At 74.6% G+C, this 15487-nt stretch carries 13 protein-coding genes; 8 read left to right on the top strand and 5 right to left on the bottom strand.

From position 1 onward, the window contains the following. Nucleotides 1–123: 123 nt before the first annotated feature. The 3 genes from FN207_RS05470 to FN207_RS05460 all read right to left on the bottom strand — a co-directional run bounded on the left by FN207_RS05470 (nt 124) and on the right by FN207_RS05460 (nt 3571). Nucleotides 124–1017: an aldo/keto reductase family oxidoreductase gene (locus tag FN207_RS05470; protein WP_142457345.1), complete on the bottom strand. Its 894-nt coding sequence runs from the start codon at nt 1015–1017 to the stop codon at nt 124–126. Nucleotides 1018–1026: 9 nt separating this feature from the next. Next, complete coding sequence (locus tag FN207_RS05465) at nt 1027–2256, bottom strand: MFS transporter (protein ID WP_142457344.1); 1230 nt, start codon at nt 2254–2256, stop codon at nt 1027–1029. A gap of 133 nt (nt 2257–2389) precedes the next feature. After that, nucleotides 2390–3571, bottom strand: coding sequence for an alcohol dehydrogenase catalytic domain-containing protein (locus FN207_RS05460; RefSeq protein ID WP_142457343.1), 1182 nt, complete (start codon nt 3569–3571; stop codon nt 2390–2392). A gap of 593 nt (nt 3572–4164) precedes the next feature. On the opposite strand from FN207_RS05460, the gene FN207_RS05455 reads away from it, so the two are divergent. The 3 genes from FN207_RS05455 (at nt 4165) to FN207_RS05445 (ending at nt 7318) form a co-directional block, all read left to right on the top strand. Continuing rightward, nucleotides 4165–5175 (top strand): M23 family metallopeptidase, encoded by a 1011-nt coding sequence (locus FN207_RS05455; protein ID WP_246065799.1) that lies wholly within the window; start codon nt 4165–4167, stop codon nt 5173–5175. A gap of 92 nt (nt 5176–5267) precedes the next feature. Further along, nucleotides 5268–6233, top strand: a complete 966-nt coding sequence (locus tag FN207_RS05450; RefSeq protein WP_142457341.1) for a cation diffusion facilitator family transporter — start codon at nt 5268–5270, stop codon at nt 6231–6233. Between the two features lie 122 nt (nt 6234–6355). Next, nucleotides 6356–7318, top strand: a complete 963-nt coding sequence (locus FN207_RS05445) for a cytochrome c oxidase assembly protein (RefSeq protein ID WP_142457340.1) — start codon at nt 6356–6358, stop codon at nt 7316–7318. A 67-nt stretch (nt 7319–7385) separates the two neighbouring features. Here FN207_RS05445 and FN207_RS05440 read toward each other — a convergent pair whose 3' ends face one another. After that, on the bottom strand, nt 7386–8996 hold the full coding sequence (locus FN207_RS05440) for an MFS transporter (protein ID WP_142457339.1): 1611 nt from the start codon (nt 8994–8996) through the stop codon (nt 7386–7388). A gap of 78 nt (nt 8997–9074) precedes the next feature. On the opposite strand from FN207_RS05440, the gene FN207_RS05435 reads away from it, so the two are divergent. From FN207_RS05435 to FN207_RS05425, 3 genes are read left to right on the top strand one after another with little or no spacing between them, the layout of a single operon-like run. Next, on the top strand, nt 9075–9578 hold the full coding sequence (locus tag FN207_RS05435; protein ID WP_142457338.1) for a metallophosphoesterase family protein: 504 nt from the start codon (nt 9075–9077) through the stop codon (nt 9576–9578). Further along, nucleotides 9575–10795 carry an MFS transporter gene (locus tag FN207_RS05430; RefSeq protein ID WP_142457337.1) on the top strand — a complete coding sequence of 407 codons (1221 nt, stop codon included), beginning with the start codon at nt 9575–9577 and terminating at the stop codon, nt 10793–10795. The genes FN207_RS05435 and FN207_RS05430 overlap by 4 nt, the downstream gene beginning before the upstream one ends. 26 nt (nt 10796–10821) lie before the next feature. After that, complete coding sequence (locus FN207_RS05425) at nt 10822–11673, top strand: putative RNA methyltransferase (protein ID WP_425459847.1); 852 nt, start codon at nt 10822–10824, stop codon at nt 11671–11673. Nucleotides 11674–11738: 65 nt separating this feature from the next. On the opposite strand, the gene FN207_RS05420 is transcribed toward FN207_RS05425, so the two are convergent. Next, a complete protein-coding gene (locus FN207_RS05420; protein WP_142457335.1) occupies nt 11739–12017 on the bottom strand; it encodes a GlsB/YeaQ/YmgE family stress response membrane protein in 279 nt (92 codons plus the stop codon). Nucleotides 12018–12242: 225 nt separating this feature from the next. Here FN207_RS05420 and ctaD point away from each other — a divergent pair, with 225 nt between their 5' ends. Beyond that, nucleotides 12243–14000, top strand: coding sequence for an aa3-type cytochrome oxidase subunit I (ctaD, locus tag FN207_RS05415; protein WP_142457334.1), 1758 nt, complete (start codon nt 12243–12245; stop codon nt 13998–14000). A gap of 143 nt (nt 14001–14143) precedes the next feature. Then, nucleotides 14144–15424 (top strand): phosphoserine phosphatase SerB, encoded by a 1281-nt coding sequence (gene serB / locus FN207_RS05410; protein ID WP_246065797.1) that lies wholly within the window; start codon nt 14144–14146, stop codon nt 15422–15424. Nucleotides 15425–15487: the final 63 nt, after the last annotated feature.

Genomic DNA, 15487 nt, shown 5'->3' with positions numbered 1-15487 from the left:
ACGCTGCACCCGGGAGGGGCGCAAAGTAGCAGCTCCAGGCCCCGATCGGGCCTCGATCGCACACCCCGACGGTTCCCGGCCGTCCCCCCCGGCCACCGCCGGCGGGGGTCCGTGGCCCCGCGGTCAGAGGTCGACGTCGGGCTCCCCGGTGCCGCCGATGCGGTCGAGCTCCTCCAGCTCGGCCGGCCCGAGCACGCGCGCGGCGGCCTGCAGGTTCTCCTCCAGGTGCGCCACCGACGACGTCCCCGGGATGAGCAGGATGTTCGGCGAGCGCGCCAGCAGCCAGGCCAGCGCCACCTGCATCGGCGTGGTCTCCAGCCGCCGCGCCACCGTCTCCAGCGCCGCCGACTGCAGCGGCGTGAAGCCCCCGAGCGGGAAGAACGGCACGTAGGCGACACCCTCGCGGGCCAGCGCGTCGACCATCGGGTCGTCGTCGCGGTGCACGAGGTTGTAGTGGTTCTGCACGCACACCACCGGCGCGATGGCGCGCGCCTCGGCGAACTGCTGCGTCGTCACGTTGGAGACGCCGAGGTGGCGGATGAGCCCCTGCTGCTGCAGCTCGGCCAGCGTCTCGAACGGCTCGGCCAGCGAGCGCTCCACGGGCGCGGCGAAGCCGGGCATCCGCAGGTTCACCACGTCGATGACGTCGACGCCGAGGTGGTCGAGGTTGTCGTGCACGGCCTGGCGCAGCTCGTCGGGGGAGAGGGCCTCGGGCCACTCGCCCTCGGGCGTCCGCCGCGCGCCGACCTTGGTGACGATGGTCAGCTGCTCGGGATAGGGGTGCAGCGCCTCGCGGATGACCTCGTTGGTCACGTGCGGGCCGTAGTAGTCGCTGGTGTCGATGTGGTCCACGCCGAGCTCCACGGCCCGGCGCAGGACGGCGACGGCGGCGTCCCGGTCGGCGGGCGGTCCCATCACGTGCGGGCCGGCCAGCTGCATCGCGCCGTAGCCGAGCCGGTGGACCGTGCGGTCCCCGAGTGCGAACTGTCCTGACCTCTCGGCGGTCGTCGTCGTCATGACCGACTCCTACCCGTCGTGCGCGATCGAACCCGCGGTGAGCCGGGTCCCGACCTCCGACCGCCAGACCCCGACGTCCGCCGCGACCCGCGCGGTCTCCCGCCGGTCGGACCGCAGCGCCACCAGCGCCAGCCCGCTGCCCGCCAGCGCGAGGACGGCCCCGACCCACATGGGTGCGGTGTAGCCCAGGCCGAGGGAGAGGACCAGCGCGCCGAGGGCCGCACCCACGGCGTTGGCCACGTTGAACGCCGCCTGGTTGGCCGCCGACACCAGGCTGCCGCCGCGCACCCGCGCGGCCTCGATGACGCCGTTCTGCACCACCGGGCCCATCGCGAAGGCCACGGTGCCGAACAGCACGAGCAGGACCACCGCGGCGACGGCGGAGCGGGCGAGGAAGGAGAAGGTGGCCAGCAGCGCCGCGGTGGCGAGCAGCCCGGCGACGACGAAGGACCAGCCGAACCGGTCGCCGAGGCGGCCGCCGGCCAGCGTGCCCACGGTCGTGCCCACGCCGAACAGCGCCAGCACCGGCGTCACCCAGCCCTCGGGGAGGCCGGCGAGGTCGGTGAGGATCGGGCTGACGTAGCTGTAGACGGAGAACAGCGCGGCGAAGCCGACCATCGTCAGGCCGAGCACCAGCCACACCTGCCCGCGGCGGAAGGCGGCGAGCTCGGCGCGCAGGTCGCCGCGCTCCCCGGTGCCCGCCGGCAGCCAGGCCAGCAGCCCGGCGATGGTGACCAGGCCGATGACGGCGATCCCGCCGAGCACCAGCCGCCAGCTCAGCTGCTGCGCCACGAACGTCCCCACCGGGACGCCGACGACGTTGGCCAGCGTCAGCCCGACCATCATCAGCGAGATCGCCTGGGTGGCCCGCTCCGGCGGCACCAGCCTGCGGGCGGCGACCGCGCCGACGCCGAAGAACGACCCGTGTGCCAGCGCGGTGAGCACCCGCGCCGCGGCGAGGGTCTCGTAGGTCGGCGCCACCGCCGACAGCGCGTTGCCGACGACGAACACGACCATGAGCGCCACCAGGGTCTGGCGGGGCGAGAACCGCACGCCGAGCGCGGTGAGGGTCGGGGCGCCGAGGACGACACCGACGGCGTAGGCCGAGATGAGCAGGCCGACGGCCGACACCGAGACGCCGAGGCCGTCGGCGATCTCGGGCAGCATGCCCATGACGACGAACTCGGTGGTGCCGATGCCGAAGGCGCCGATCGCGAGCGCGAGCAGGCCACGGGGCACGGGGGACTCCAGGGGGACGACGAGACGGACGGGGGAGCGCGGACGTCGTCGTCCGGGGATGTCCTACCCAGGGGCAAGCCACCGGCGGCGCGGGACATGCCCGGCGCCGCCGGTGGGTGTGGTCACAGCCGGGTCAGGGCTGCAGCAGCACCTTGACCGCGCCGTCCTTCTTCTCGCGGAAGTTCGCGTAGGCCTGTGGCGCCTGCTCCAGCGGCACGCGGTGGGTGGCGAAGTCGTCGACGCCGAGCGGGTCGTCGTCCACCAGCAGCGGCAGGATGTCGGGCACCCAGCGCCACACGTTCGCCTGGCCCATCCGCAGCTGGACCTGCTTGTCGAACATGCGCATGAGCGGCAACGGGTCGGTGGCCCCGCCGTAGACGCCCGACAGCGAGATCGTCCCGCCGCGGCGCACCGCGTCGATGGCGGTGTTCAGCGCGGCCAGGCGGTCGATGCCGGCCACCTGCATGACCTTCTCCATGACCGCGTCGGGCACGACGGCGGTCGCCTTCTGCGCGATCTGCGCCAGCGGCGAGCCGTGCGCCTCCATGCCGACGGCGTCGATGACGGCGTCGGCGCCGCGGCCGGCGGTCGCGTCCTGGATCGCCTGGACGACGTCGTCCTTCTTCGTCGAGCGGATGACGTTCGTGCCGCGTGCCGAGGCGCGGGCGAGCCGCTCCGGGACGACGTCGGCGGCGTACACGTGCTCGATGCCCAGGTGGTGAGCGATGCGGGTGCACATGTCGCCGATCGGCCCGAGCCCCAGCACGAGGAGCGTGCCGCCGGGCGGCGTCGCGGCGTACTGGACCGCCTGCCAGGAGGTGGGCAGGACGTCGGAGAGGTAGACGAAGCGGTCGTCGGGCGCGCCCTCGGGGACCTTGATCGGCAGCGTGTTGCCGAAGGGGACCCGCAGGTACTCGGCCTGCCCGCCGGGCACCTGCCCGTAGAGCTTCGTGTAGCCGAACAGCGAGGCGCCGAAGCCCTGCTCGCGGTTCTGCGTGGTCTCGCACTGCGACTGCAGGCCCTGCGAGCACATCCAGCAGGTCCCGCAGGAGATGTTGAACGGCACGACGACCCGGTCGCCGGGCTTCACGGCGGTCACCGCGGAGCCGACCTCGCGGACGACGCCCATCGGCTCGTGGCCCATGACGTCGCCCTTCGTCATGAAGGGCGCCATCACCTCGATCAGGTGCAGGTCGGACCCGCAGATGCCGCTCGAGGTGATCTCGACGATGACGTCGGTGTCCTCCTGCAGCGTCGGGTCGGGGACGGTGTCCACCTGTACGTCGGCACGTCCGTGCCAGGTGACTGCGCGCACGAGAACCTCTCCTCGGATCGAGTGCGGGGAACGGCGTCGGACGGGGTGTCCAGGGCCCTCGTGCCCGCTGTGGGCCTGATCGCTCCTGGTTCAACGCTCAACCGGCGCGTCCCTCACGCTGAGTGACATCAGTTCGACGTGGCGTCGAACGACAACGGTGCAGGTCCGTGGCCCGCGTCACACATCTGGTCCGCCGTACCCAGGTCTCCAGATCACGTAACGGTCACGGCGTGTTTACATGGGCCTCGCCTCCACATGGCCCCGCCCGCTCCCCCGGGCACAGCACGACGTCCCTGTCCCCGACGGAAGTCAGGTGCATGACCGAGCTCCACCCCGACCGCCTCCTCGACGGAGGGACGGCAGCGCACCCCGCGGCCGGTACTCCCCTCCGGAAGGCAGCGGTGGCGTCGCCCGAACGGCGACCCGCCGGCGCCGCGGAGGCCTCGAGGCCCACCCCGTACCGACGTCAGGGGGAGACGTCGCCGACCGGGGAGTCCCGTCCCGCCCGCCGTCCCAGCCCCCGCCCGACGCCCTCCCGGCGCACCGCGGCCGCAGCGGCGACACCCGCAGCCGACCTCGAGGTCCGGACCGTCGTGGTCACCGGCAACGTCGTCGACACCTCGGTCGGCCACCCCGCCGGCACCGACGTCGCCGAGGAGCTGCGCTCCGCCGAGCCGGTGGCCGCCGTCGCCGACCTCGCCGGCCTGAGCGGCGCCGCCGACGCCCAGGCCCTGGCCGCCGTCGCGGCCGACCCCGTCGAGCTCCCCGCGGACGCCGCCGACGAGACCGCGGACGCCGGCGACGCCGAGCGGGTCCCCGTCACCGTCGTCGCCGGGCACGGCCGGCACCGGGAGATCGCCCGGCTGCTGCGGCTGCCGCGCCGCCGGCCGGCCTTCTACCTCGCCGCCGCGCTCGTGGGCGCCGTCGGCATCGGCTCCTTCTCCATCGGCGACCGCGTCGCCCAGGCCGACGGCCCCGGGGCGGTCAGCCACTCGGTGAGCGTGGCCGAGGAGCTCGGCATCGGCGACGAGGACCTCCCCGCCGCCGCCGAGGCCGCGACCCTGCGCTCCGACGCCGTGCTGCTCGGCGAGGTCACCGCCAGCCGCAACGCCCGCGAGGCGCAGGAGGCCGCCGCGGCCCAGGCCCAGGCCGACGCCGACCGCGCCGCCCAGGAGGCCGCCGCCGCCGCGGCCGCGGAGGCCGCCCGCCCGCGGACCGTCCTGCCCGTGGCCGGCGCCCGGCTGAGCAGCACCTTCGGTGCGCGCTGGGGCACGCTGCACGCCGGCATCGACCTCGCCGCTCCCATGCTCACGCCCGAGTACGCCGCGGCCGACGGGGTCGTGCTCGAGGCCGGCCCGGCCAGCGGCTACGGCAACGTGGTCTACATCCAGCACGAGAACGGCGACGTCACCGTCTACGGGCACATGGAGGAGATCCTCGTGCAGCCCGGCCAGGTGGTCCGCGCCGGCGACACCATCGCGCTGCTCGGCAACCGCGGTCAGTCGACCGGCCCGCACCTGCACTTCGAGGTGCACGTCGGCGGCATCGGCGGCGAGAAGATCGACCCGATCCCGTGGCTGCGTGACCGCGGCGTCGCCATCTAGCGTCCCCGCACGCACCCGACGGCGCGCCCCCTCCCGGCAGGTCCGGGCGGGGGCGCCGCCGTCCGGAGGACACTGCAGGGGGAGGTGGGCCGATGGGAGCCGGGCACGCGCACGGCCATGCGCACGGCCATGCGCACGGCCATGCGCACGGTCACGCGCACGGGCACGCCACCGTCGCGGGGGCCTCCCGCGGGCGGCTGGCCGTCGTCCTCGGGCTGACGCTGGCCGTGCTGGTCGCCGAGGTCGTCGGGGCGCTGGTGTCCGGGTCGCTCGCGCTGCTGGCCGATGCCGGCCACATGGCCACCGACGCGCTCGGCGTGGGCCTGGCGCTCGGTGCGGTGACCCTGGCGCAACGCCCCGCGCGGGGCCGCCGGACCTTCGGCTGGCAGCGCGTGGAGATCCTCGCCACCGTCGCCAACGGGCTGCTGCTGGCCGTCGTCGCGGTGGTCGTGCTGGTCGAGGCGGTGCGCCGGATCGCCGACCCGCCGGAGATCACCTCCGGGGTCGTCCTCGCCGTCGCCGGTGTCGGGCTGGCCGCCAACCTCACCGGCCTGGCGCTGCTGCACCGCGGCCGCCGCGGCTCCCTCGCCGTCCGCGGCGCGCACCTGGAGGTGCTCGGCGACGCGCTCGGCTCGGTGGCCGTCCTCGTCGCCGCCGGCGTCGTCGCGCTGACCGGGTGGACGCCGGCCGACACGATCGCCGCGCTGCTCATCGGCTGCCTGGTGCTGCCGCGGGCGTGGGCGCTGCTGCGGGAGTCCCTCGACGTGCTGCTCGAGGCCGCGCCGCGCGACGTCGACCTCGACGAGGTCCGGGCGCACGTCCTCGGCGTGGAGGGCGTCATCGGCGTCCACGACCTGCACGCCTGGACGATCACCTCGGGGCTGCCCGTGCTGTCGGCGCACGTCGTCGTCACCGACGAGGCGCTCGCGGCCGGGCACGGCGGCCGGGTGCTCGACGCGCTCGGCACCTGCCTCGGCGACCACTTCGACGTCGCCCACTGCACCTTCCAGATCGAGGCCGAGGCGCACGCCGGCCACGAGGCTCCCGTCCACGACTGACGAAGGACCCCCTCGCCCCCCATCCCTCGCTCCGCTCGGGCCGGGCCCCTGCGAGGGGGCCGCCCAGTCGGGTCCCGAGTGGGACAGTGGGGAGCGCACGACCGACCGGACCGGAGGTAGCGGTGGAGCACGGGCACCACTCGGGCATGTGGGTGCCCGGCGAGCCACCCACGTGGGGACGGGTGTTCCTGCCCCACCTCGACGCGTGGTCGGTGCTGCCGGTCCTCGCGCTGCTCGGCGTGCTGGCCTACGCCGTCGGCCTCGTCCGGCTGCGCCGCTCCGGGGTGGCCTGGCCGTGGTGGCGGACGGCGTCCTGGGTCGCCGGGTGCCTGTCGCTGTTCGCCGTCACCGGCACCTGGCTCAACGGCTACAGCATGGTGCTGTTCAGCGTGCACATGGCCCAGCACATGGTGCTGTCGATGGTCGCGCCGCTGCTCCTGCTGCTCGGCCGGCCGGTCACGCTGGCGCTGCGGTCGCTGCCGCGGGGGAGGGGACTGGCCGGCGTCCCGCGGGCGCTGCTGCTGGACGCGCTGCACAGCCGGCTCGCGCGCTTCGTGTCCAACCCGTTCTTCACGCTGCCGCTGTTCCTGGTCAGCCTCTACGGCGTCTACTTCACGCCCGTCTTCGACGCGCTGATGGACGACCCGGTGGGCCACCAGTTCATGCTGGCCCACTTCACCGTCACCGGGCTGCTGTTCTTCGGCCCGATCCTCGCCCAGGACCCGTGGCCGCGGCAGGTGGGTCACGCCGGGCGGATGCTCGAGCTGCTGATCCCGATGCCGCTGCACGCCTTCTTCGGCGTCGCGATCATGATGTCGTCGTCGCTGGTGGTGCGCACCTTCGCCGAGCCGCCCGCCGGCTGGGGCGTCGACCCGCTCGCCGACCAGAACACCGCCGGCAGCATCGCCTGGTCCTTCGGTGAGCTGCCGACGGTGCTGGTGCTGGCCGTCGTGCTCTTCAGCTGGATGGGCTCGGAGGACCGCCGCGGCCGGCGCCTCGACCGCGCCGCCGTGCGCACCGACGACGCCGAGCTCGAGGCCTACAACGCCCGGCTCCGGGCGATGGCCGCCCGCTCCGGCTCCTGACGCGACCCTGCTGACGCGACGGCGCCCGCGCCCCCGAGCGGGGACGCGGGCGCCGGGGCGGGCGGGACTACCCGACGTGGACGACGGTGTCGCCGGTCGGGACGTCGTCCTTGGTCGCCTTGATCAGCAGCCCGGCGACGATCGCGCCGACCACCAAGAGCGCGGCGGCCCAGGTGAACGCCGTCGTGTAGCCCTCGACCTGCGCGGCGAGACCGGCGGTCGCGGGGTCCTGCGGGGGCGCGCCCGAGGAGAACAGGTCGGCCGTGTACGCGCTGGCGGCCCCCACCGACAGGGAGACCAGCACCGCGGTGCCGATCGAGGCCCCCACCTGCTGCGTGGCGTTGAGCATCGCGCTCGCGGCCCCGGCGTCGTGCTCCCCGGCGCCCACGAGCGCCAGGTTGGACAGCGGCACGAAGGTGAAGCCCAGGCCCAGGCCCAGCAGCAGCTGGCCGGGGAAGGGCAGCTCCCAGAACCCGGTGTCCAGGCCGACGAACGACAGCGTGAACAGCCCGCCGGCGGCGAGCAGGCCGCCCAGCACCATCAGCGGCTTCGGCCCCACCCGCGGCACCAGCGCGCTGGCCGCACCGGCGGAGATGAAGACGCCCAGCGTGGTCGGCAGCGAGGCCAACCCCGCCACCAGCGGCTCGTAGCCGAGCACCAGCTGGAAGTACAGGCTGAGGAAGAAGAAGGCCCCGATGAGCCCCGCACCGACCAGCGTCGAGGTCAGGTACGCGCCGCCGCGGTTGCGGTCGAGCACGATGCGCATCGGCAGCAGCGGGTTGCGGGTGCGCAGCTCCAGCACGACGAACAGCGCCACCAGCACCAGCCCGCCGACGATGAACAGCCAGGCCAGGCCGTCGGTCCAGCCGCTCTCGGGCGTGACCAGGGCCGGGTTGCCCTGCGCGGCCGCCTGCTGGTTGGCCGCCGCGGCCTCGGCGGCGTTGGTCTGCGACGCCTCGGCCACCCGGGTGAACCCGTAGACGATCGCGGCCAGCCCGAGGGTGATCACGATCGCGCCGGGGATGTCGTACTTCGTGTCGCCGGGCGCCTTGCTCTCCGGCACGAACGGGATGGCCAGGGCGATGGCCAGGAGCGCCACCGGCAGGTTGACCCAGAAGCACCAGCGCCAGTCGGCGTACTCGGTGAGGACGCCGCCGAGCAGCAGGCCGACCGCGGACCCGCCGCCGGCGATGGCGCCGTAGACGCCGAAGGCCTTGGCGCGCTCCTTCGGGTCGGTGAACAGCACGGTCAGCAGCGCCAGCGACGCCGGGGCGAGCAGTGCGCCGAAGACGCCCTGCAGCGCGCGGGCGCCGAAGAGCATGGCCTCGTTCTGGGCCAGCCCGCCGAACGCGGAGGCGACGGCGAACCCGGCGGCGCCGACGAGGTAGGTGCGCTTGCGGCCCCAGAAGTCGGCGATGCGCCCGCCGAGCAGCAGGAAGCCGCCGAAGGTCAGCGTGTAGGCGGTGACGATCCACTGCTGGGTCGCCGCGCTGATGTCGAGTCCGCCCTCGGACTCGGGCGCCGACACGGCGGGCAGCGCGATGTTGACGATCGTGGCGTCGAGGATGACCAGCAGGACGGTCATCGCGATGACGCCGAGGGCCAGCCAGCGCTTCTCGTAGGGCTCCGCGGCCGGGGTGTCCGGCCCGGCGGCAGGGGTGGACGACGGGTGGGTCATGAGGTCCTCGGGGAGTGGAGAGAGGGGGCCGAGATCGTCGGCCGAGGCAGCAACCTAGCCCCCTGCGACCATGGGATCGTGCCCGTTTCGCTGGTCGTGACCGCCGACACGCACCTACCCAAGCGGGCACGTGACCTACCTCATCCCCTCCGAGCCGCCATCGACGCCGCGGACCTCGTCGTGCACGCCGGGGACTGGGTCGACGTCGCCCTGCTCGACGCCCTCGAGTCGCGCGCCCGCGGCCTGCTCGCCGTGTACGGCAACAACGACCACGGCCCGCTGCGCGAGCGGCTGCCGGAGGTGGCCCGGGCCGAGGTGGGCGGCCTGCGCGTCGCCGTCGTCCACGAGACCGGCGACGCCAAGGGCCGGGAGCGCCGCTGTGCCGCCCGGTTCCCCGACACCGACGTCCTGTTCTTCGGGCACAGCCACATCCCGTGGGACACCACCGCCGCGACCGGCCTGCGGCTGCTCAACCCCGGCTCACCCACCGACCGGCGCCGGCAGCCGTACGGCACCTTCCTCACCGCCGTGGCCGACGGCGGGGTGCTGTCCGAGGTGGTCCTCCACCCGGTTCCCCGGTGACGGCCGTCGCGACGGCGTCCCCGCCGACCGCCCGCTGGCGCCACCTGTTCGTCGGCCTGACCGGGCTGGTCGCCGCCTGCGCGGCGCAGAACGGGCTGCCCTTCCTCACCGTGGCGCTGCGCGGGGAGGGGCTGACCCTGCCGCAGGTGAGCCTGCTGGTCGCCGCACCCGCCGCCGGCCTGGTCTGCGCGCTGCTCGCGTGGGGCGTCCTCGCCGACCGCTACGGCGAGCGCCTGGTGCTCTCCTGCGGGCTGGCCGTGGCCGCCGCTGCCCTGACCGGGGCCGCCCTGGCCGACGCCGCCCTGCCCACCGGCCTGTGGCTGCTGCTGGCCGGGGCGGGCAGCGCGTCGGTGCACGCGGCCAGCGGCCGGCTGGTGCTGGGCTGGTTCCCGCCGGAGCAGCGCGGCCTGGCCATGGGGATCCGGCAGGCCGGGCAGCCGCTGGGCGTCGGCCTGGCCGCGCTCGTGCTCCCGCGGCTCGCGGCCGACGGCCCCGGCGGCGCGTTCGCGTTCCTCGCGGCCGGCTGCGGGCTCACCGCCGCGCTCGTCGGCCTGTTCGTCCGCGACCCCGCCCGCCCGCCGCGGACCGACGGCGGCCCGCGCCCGGCCTCGCCCTACCGCGGTCCCGTGCTGTGGCGGGTGCACGCGGCCAGCACGCTGCTGGTGGTGCCGCAGTTCGCCGTCGCGGGGCTCGCCTTCGACTGGCTGGTGCGCGAGGCGGGCTGGAGCGTCGCCGCGGCGGGCACGCTGCTGGCGGTCACCCAGGTCGGCGGCGTCGCCGCCCGGCTGGGCGCGGGGGTGTGGTCGGACCGGGTGGGCAGCCGGCTCGGGCCGCTGCGGCAGGTCGCGGTCGCGGTGACAGGGGTCGTGGGGCTGCTCGCCGTCGTCGCCGCCCTGACGCCGGACGTCCTCGGGCCCGCGGCCGCCGCAGCGGCGGTGGCGCTGGCGGCGGTGGCCACGGTCAGCCCGAACGGGGTGGCGTTCACCTCCGTGGCCGAGCAGGCCGGGAGCGCGTGGGCCGGGCGGGCGCTCGGCGCGCACAACACCGTGCAGAACCTGGCGGCCGCGCTGACCCTCCCGCTGGCCGCGCTCCTGGTCGACGGCGGCCCGGGCTACCCGGCGGCCTTCGCCCTCGGCGCGGTCGCCGCGGCGGTCGCCGTCGGCGTCGTCCCCGGCCGGGCGGCCGAGCGGGCACCGGCTCCCGCGGGCGCCCGGTGAGCCGGCGTCCGTGGCCGCCGCGGGCGGTGGCCCTGCTGGCCTGCCCGGCCTGCGGGGCACGGCTGGCGGCCCTGCCCGGGGACGCCGGCCTGCGCTGCCCGGCCGGGCACTCCTTCGACCGGGCGCGGCAGGGACACGTGACGCTGCTGCCGCCCGGGCACACCCCGCCCACCGGCGACAGCGCCGCGATGGTCGCCGACCGCGCCGACGTGCTCTCCGCCGGCACCTACGCCGGGCTGACCCGGGTCCTGGCCGACGCCGTCGCCGCGGGGGAGGGGCCGGTCGACGCCGTCCTCGACCTCGGCGGCGGCACCGGGCACCACCTGGCGGGGGTCCTCGACCGGCTGCCGGACGCCGTCGGGGTGGTCCTCGACTCCTCGCGCTACGCGGCCCGCCGCGCCGCCGGGATCTCGCCGCGCGTGCTCGCGGTCGTGGCCGACACGTGGGCGCGGCTGCCCGTCCGCGACGCCGCCGTCGACCGCGTGACGGTGGTCTTCGCCCCCCGCAACGGCCCGGAGACGGCACGCGTGCTGCGCCCCGGCGGCCGGCTCGTGGTGGTCACCCCCGCGCCGGAACACCTGGCCGAGCTGGTGGGGCCGCTGGGCCTGCTGCGGGTGGACCCGGACAAGGAGGCCCGGCTGGCGGCGGCCCTGGAGCCGCACCTGGTCCCCGCCGGGCGGGTGCGCCACCGCGAGGAGCTCGACCTCGACCGCCGCACGGTGGGCACGGTCGTGGGGATGGGCCCGCACGCGCGGCACCTCACGGCCGAGCGGCTGGCGGCGGCCGTCGCCGGGCTGCCGGAGCGGGTGCGCACCACCCTGGCGGTCGACGTCACGACCTGGACGGTCCCGGGAGACGCAGGAGGGGCCCGGCCGTGACGGCCGGGCCCCTCCTGGGCCTGCTCACTGCTCCACCGTCCCCCGAGGCGCTGGAGCAGGCTGCGTCAGCGGACGGCGCGACTGCGTCCCCGGGTGGCGAAGACGTAGACGAGCAGCACCACGATGGCGCCGATGATGGAGCCGATGATCCCGGCAGGACCGATCTCGAACTTGCCGTCGAAGATCAGGCTGCCGAGCAGGTTCCCGACGAAGGACCCGATGATGCCGAGGACGATGGTCATCCCGACGCTCATCGACTGCTTGCCGGGGACGATGGCCCGTGCGAGGAAGCCGGCGATCGCGCCGACCACGATCAGCACGATGATGTTCCAGAGAAGCTCCACGGTGGACCTCCTGAGCAGGTGGCCGAGGTGGCCTGGGCCCTGGGATCTCCAGGGCCGGACGTTCCTGTTCCCCCTCTGAGCAGGGCGGAAACCCGAATTGATCTAGACCCGCCCGTACGGGTGCCCGGCGACGCGCCGGGGGGTCACCGGGTGGGACCCCCGGGCACCGGCGCGCCTGCCCGGTCGGGCCCGACGGGCCCGCTGCGCACGGTCTAAGCTGCGGCCGTGACGATCGCGCCTGCACCGATCGTGAGCCGGCCCAGCCCGGCTCGCGAGGTCCAGCGGGGTGCGCGGCTCTCCAACCTGCTGCGGACCACGGACCACAAGACCATCGGCCTGATGTACATGGCCACCTCGTTCGCCTGGTTCGTCGTGGGTGGCTTCATGGCCATGCTCATCCGCGGTGAGCTGGGCCAGCCCGGGCTGCAGTTCCTGTCCCCGGAGCAGTACAACCAGCTGGTCACCATGCACGGCACGATCATGCTGCTGATGTTCGCGACGCCGCTGTTCTTCGCGTTCTCCAACCTGATCATGCCGCTGCAGATCGGTTCTCCCGACGTCGCCTTCCCGCGGCTGAACGCCTTCTCCTTCTGGCTGTTCTTCTTCGGCAGCGCGATCGCCGTCGGCGGCTTCCTCACCCCCAGCGGCGCGGCCGACTTCGGCTGGTACGCCTACGCCCCGCTCTCCGACGCAGTGCACAGCCCGGGTGTCGGCGCCAACATGTGGTTCGCGGGCCTGGCCGTCAGCGGTCTGGGCACCATCCTCGGCGCGGTCAACTTCATCACCACGATCGCCTGCCTGCGGGCGCCGGGCATGACCCTGTTCCGGATGCCGATCTTCACCTGGAACACGCTGGTCACCAGCCTGCTGGTGCTCTTCGCGTTCCCCATCCTGACCGCGGCGATCATGGCCATGCTGGCCGACCGCAACCTCGGCGCCCTCGTCTTCTCCGACGAGAACGGCGGGGCGATGCTGTGGCAGCACCTGTTCTGGTTCTTCGGCCACCCCGAGGTCTACATCATCGCGCTGCCGTTCTTCGGCATCATCACCGAGATCATCCCGGTGTTCAGCCGCAAGCCGCTGTTCGGCTACAAGGGCATGGTCGGCGCGACCCTGCTGATCGCCGCGCTGTCGGTCACGGTGTGGGCGCACCACATGTTCGCCACCGGCGCGATCCTGCTGCCGTTCTTCTCCTTCCTCACGTACCTGATCGCGGTCCCGACCGGCATCAAGTTCTTCAACTGGATCGGCACCATGTGGCGCGGCCAGCTGACGTTCGAGACGCCGATGCTGTTCGCGGTCGGCTTCCTGGTGACCTTCCTCCTGGGCGGCCTCACCGGCGTGCTGCTGGGCAGCCCGCCGCTGGACTGGCACGTCAACGACAGCTACTTCGTCGTCGCCCACTTCCACTACGTGGTCTTCGGCACCGTCGTGTTCGCCGCCTACGGCGGCATCTACTTCTGGTTCCCGAAGATGGCCGGCCGGATGATGGACGAGCGGCTGGGCAAGCTGCACTTCTGGCTGACGTTCATCGGCTTCCACGCGACGTTCCTGATCCAGCACTGGCTGGGCACCCAGGGCATGCCGCGCCGGTACGTCGACTACCTGCCCACCGACGGGTTCACGACGATGCACGTCATCTCGACGATCGGCTCGTTCATCCTCGGTGCCTCCACGATCCCGTTCCTCTACAACGTGGCGAAGTCGTGGAAGTACGGCCGGCTCGCGCTGCGCGACGACCCGTGGGGCCACGGCAACTCGCTGGAGTGGGCCACCTCCTCGCCGCCGCCGCGGCACAACTTCACCGAGATCCCGCGGATCCGGTCGGAGCGCCCGGCGTTCGAGGCGCACTACCCGCACCTCATCGAGCGGCTGCACCGCGAGGCGCACGTCGGCAAGCGGCACGAGCCGTACGGCGGCGTGAGCGAACTGGCCGGCGGCACCGGTCCCCGTCAGGGTCCGAACGACCCCGACCCCTTCTGAGGTCCGGTCCTTCTCCGGGAGGGCACCCGCGACGTCACCAGCGACGCCCCGTCGGCTCCGGCCGGCGGGGCGTCGCCGCGTCCACGGACCCCACCCCCGACCGGCCGGGGGAGGGGACGGGGCGGTGCGGCACGATGGCGGCCGTGCCGCTCGACCCCGCCCACCGCGTCCCGCCGGAGACCGCCGACCCGCGGCCCGGGGCGCTGCTCACCGTCACCGGCGCCGACCGGCCGGGCGTGACCGCCCGCCTGTTCGGCGCGCTGGCGCAGGGCGGCGACGGCGTCCCGCCGGTCGAGGTCGTCGACGTCGAGCAGGTCGTCGTGCACGGGCACCTGGTCCTCGGCGTCGTCGTCGGCGCCCTGCCGACGGCCGAGGGACCGGTGGACGGAGCCGCCTTCCTCGCCGGGCTCGGCCGCCTCGTCGACGGCGTCGCCCGGGCCACCGGCGTCCGCGTCGAGGTGGAGGCCGCCTCCGGCCGGGGTGTGCAGGCCGTGGCCGCCGGCCGCCCACACCACGTCATCCTGCTGGGCCGCCCGGTGCCACCGTCCGCGGTCGCCGGCGCGGCCACGGCCATCGCCGGCGTCGGCGGCAACATCGACGCGATCCGGCGGTTGTCCGACTACCCGGTCACCAGCCTGGAGCTCACCGTCTCCGGGGCCGGCGCCACCGAGCTGCGCACCGCCCTGGCCGCCGTCGCCGCGTCCACCGGGGCCGACATCGCCGTCGAGCAGGTCGGGCTGGCCCGGCGCAGCAAGCGGCTGATCGTCCTCGACGTCGACTCCACACTCGTACGCGGCGAGGTCATCGACGAGCTCGCCGCCCGCGCCGGGCGGGCCGCCGAGGTCGCCCGGATCACCGCCGCGGCCATGAACGGGGAGCTGGACTTCGCCGAGTCGCTGCGGGCACGTGTGGCCACGCTGGCCGGCCTGCCCGTCGAGGTCCTCGACGAGGTGCGCGAGCACCTGGAGCTGACCCCGGGCGCCCGCACGCTCATCCGCACCCTGCAGCGCCTCGGCTTCCGCTGCGGCATCGTCAGCGGCGGCTTCAGCCAGATCACCGACCCGCTCGCGGCCTCCCTCGGCCTCGACTTCGCCGCGGCCAACACCCTCGAGGTCGCCGACGGCCGGCTCACCGGCGGCCTGGTCGGCGAGATCGTCGACCGGCCGGGCAAGGCGCGGGCGCTGGCGCGCTTCGCCGCCGAGCACGGCATCCCGATGGAGCAGACGGTCGCGGTGGGCGACGGCGCCAACGACCTCGACATGCTCAACGCCGCCGGCCTGGGCATCGCCTTCAACGCCAAGCCGGTCGTGCGCGAGCAGGCGCACACCGCGCTCAACCAGCCCTACCTCGACGCCGTCCTGCAGGTCCTCGGCTTCACGAGGGACGAGGTGATGGACGCGACGACACCGTCATCCTCCGGATGACACCGCGGCCAGGTGCCGTCCCCGACCTGCGCTGAGCCCTTCCCGGCGCTCGATCGCGGGAGC

It is taken from the genome of Geodermatophilus aquaeductus (assembly GCF_900182545.1).
Taxonomy (GTDB): domain Bacteria; phylum Actinomycetota; class Actinomycetes; order Mycobacteriales; family Geodermatophilaceae; genus Geodermatophilus; species Geodermatophilus aquaeductus.
Note: the sequence above shows the minus strand (reverse complement) of the source record. Positions and strands in the feature narration are given on the sequence as shown.

Coding starts and splice junctions, on each gene's coding strand:
- FN207_RS05470 (WP_142457345.1), bottom strand. CDS start 1,017: ATGACGACGACGACCGCCGAGAGGTCAGGACAGTTCGCACTCGGGGAC.
- FN207_RS05450 (WP_142457341.1), top strand. CDS start 5,268: ATGGGAGCCGGGCACGCGCACGGCCATGCGCACGGCCATGCGCACGGC.
- FN207_RS05440 (WP_142457339.1), bottom strand. CDS start 8,996: ATGACCCACCCGTCGTCCACCCCTGCCGCCGGGCCGGACACCCCGGCC.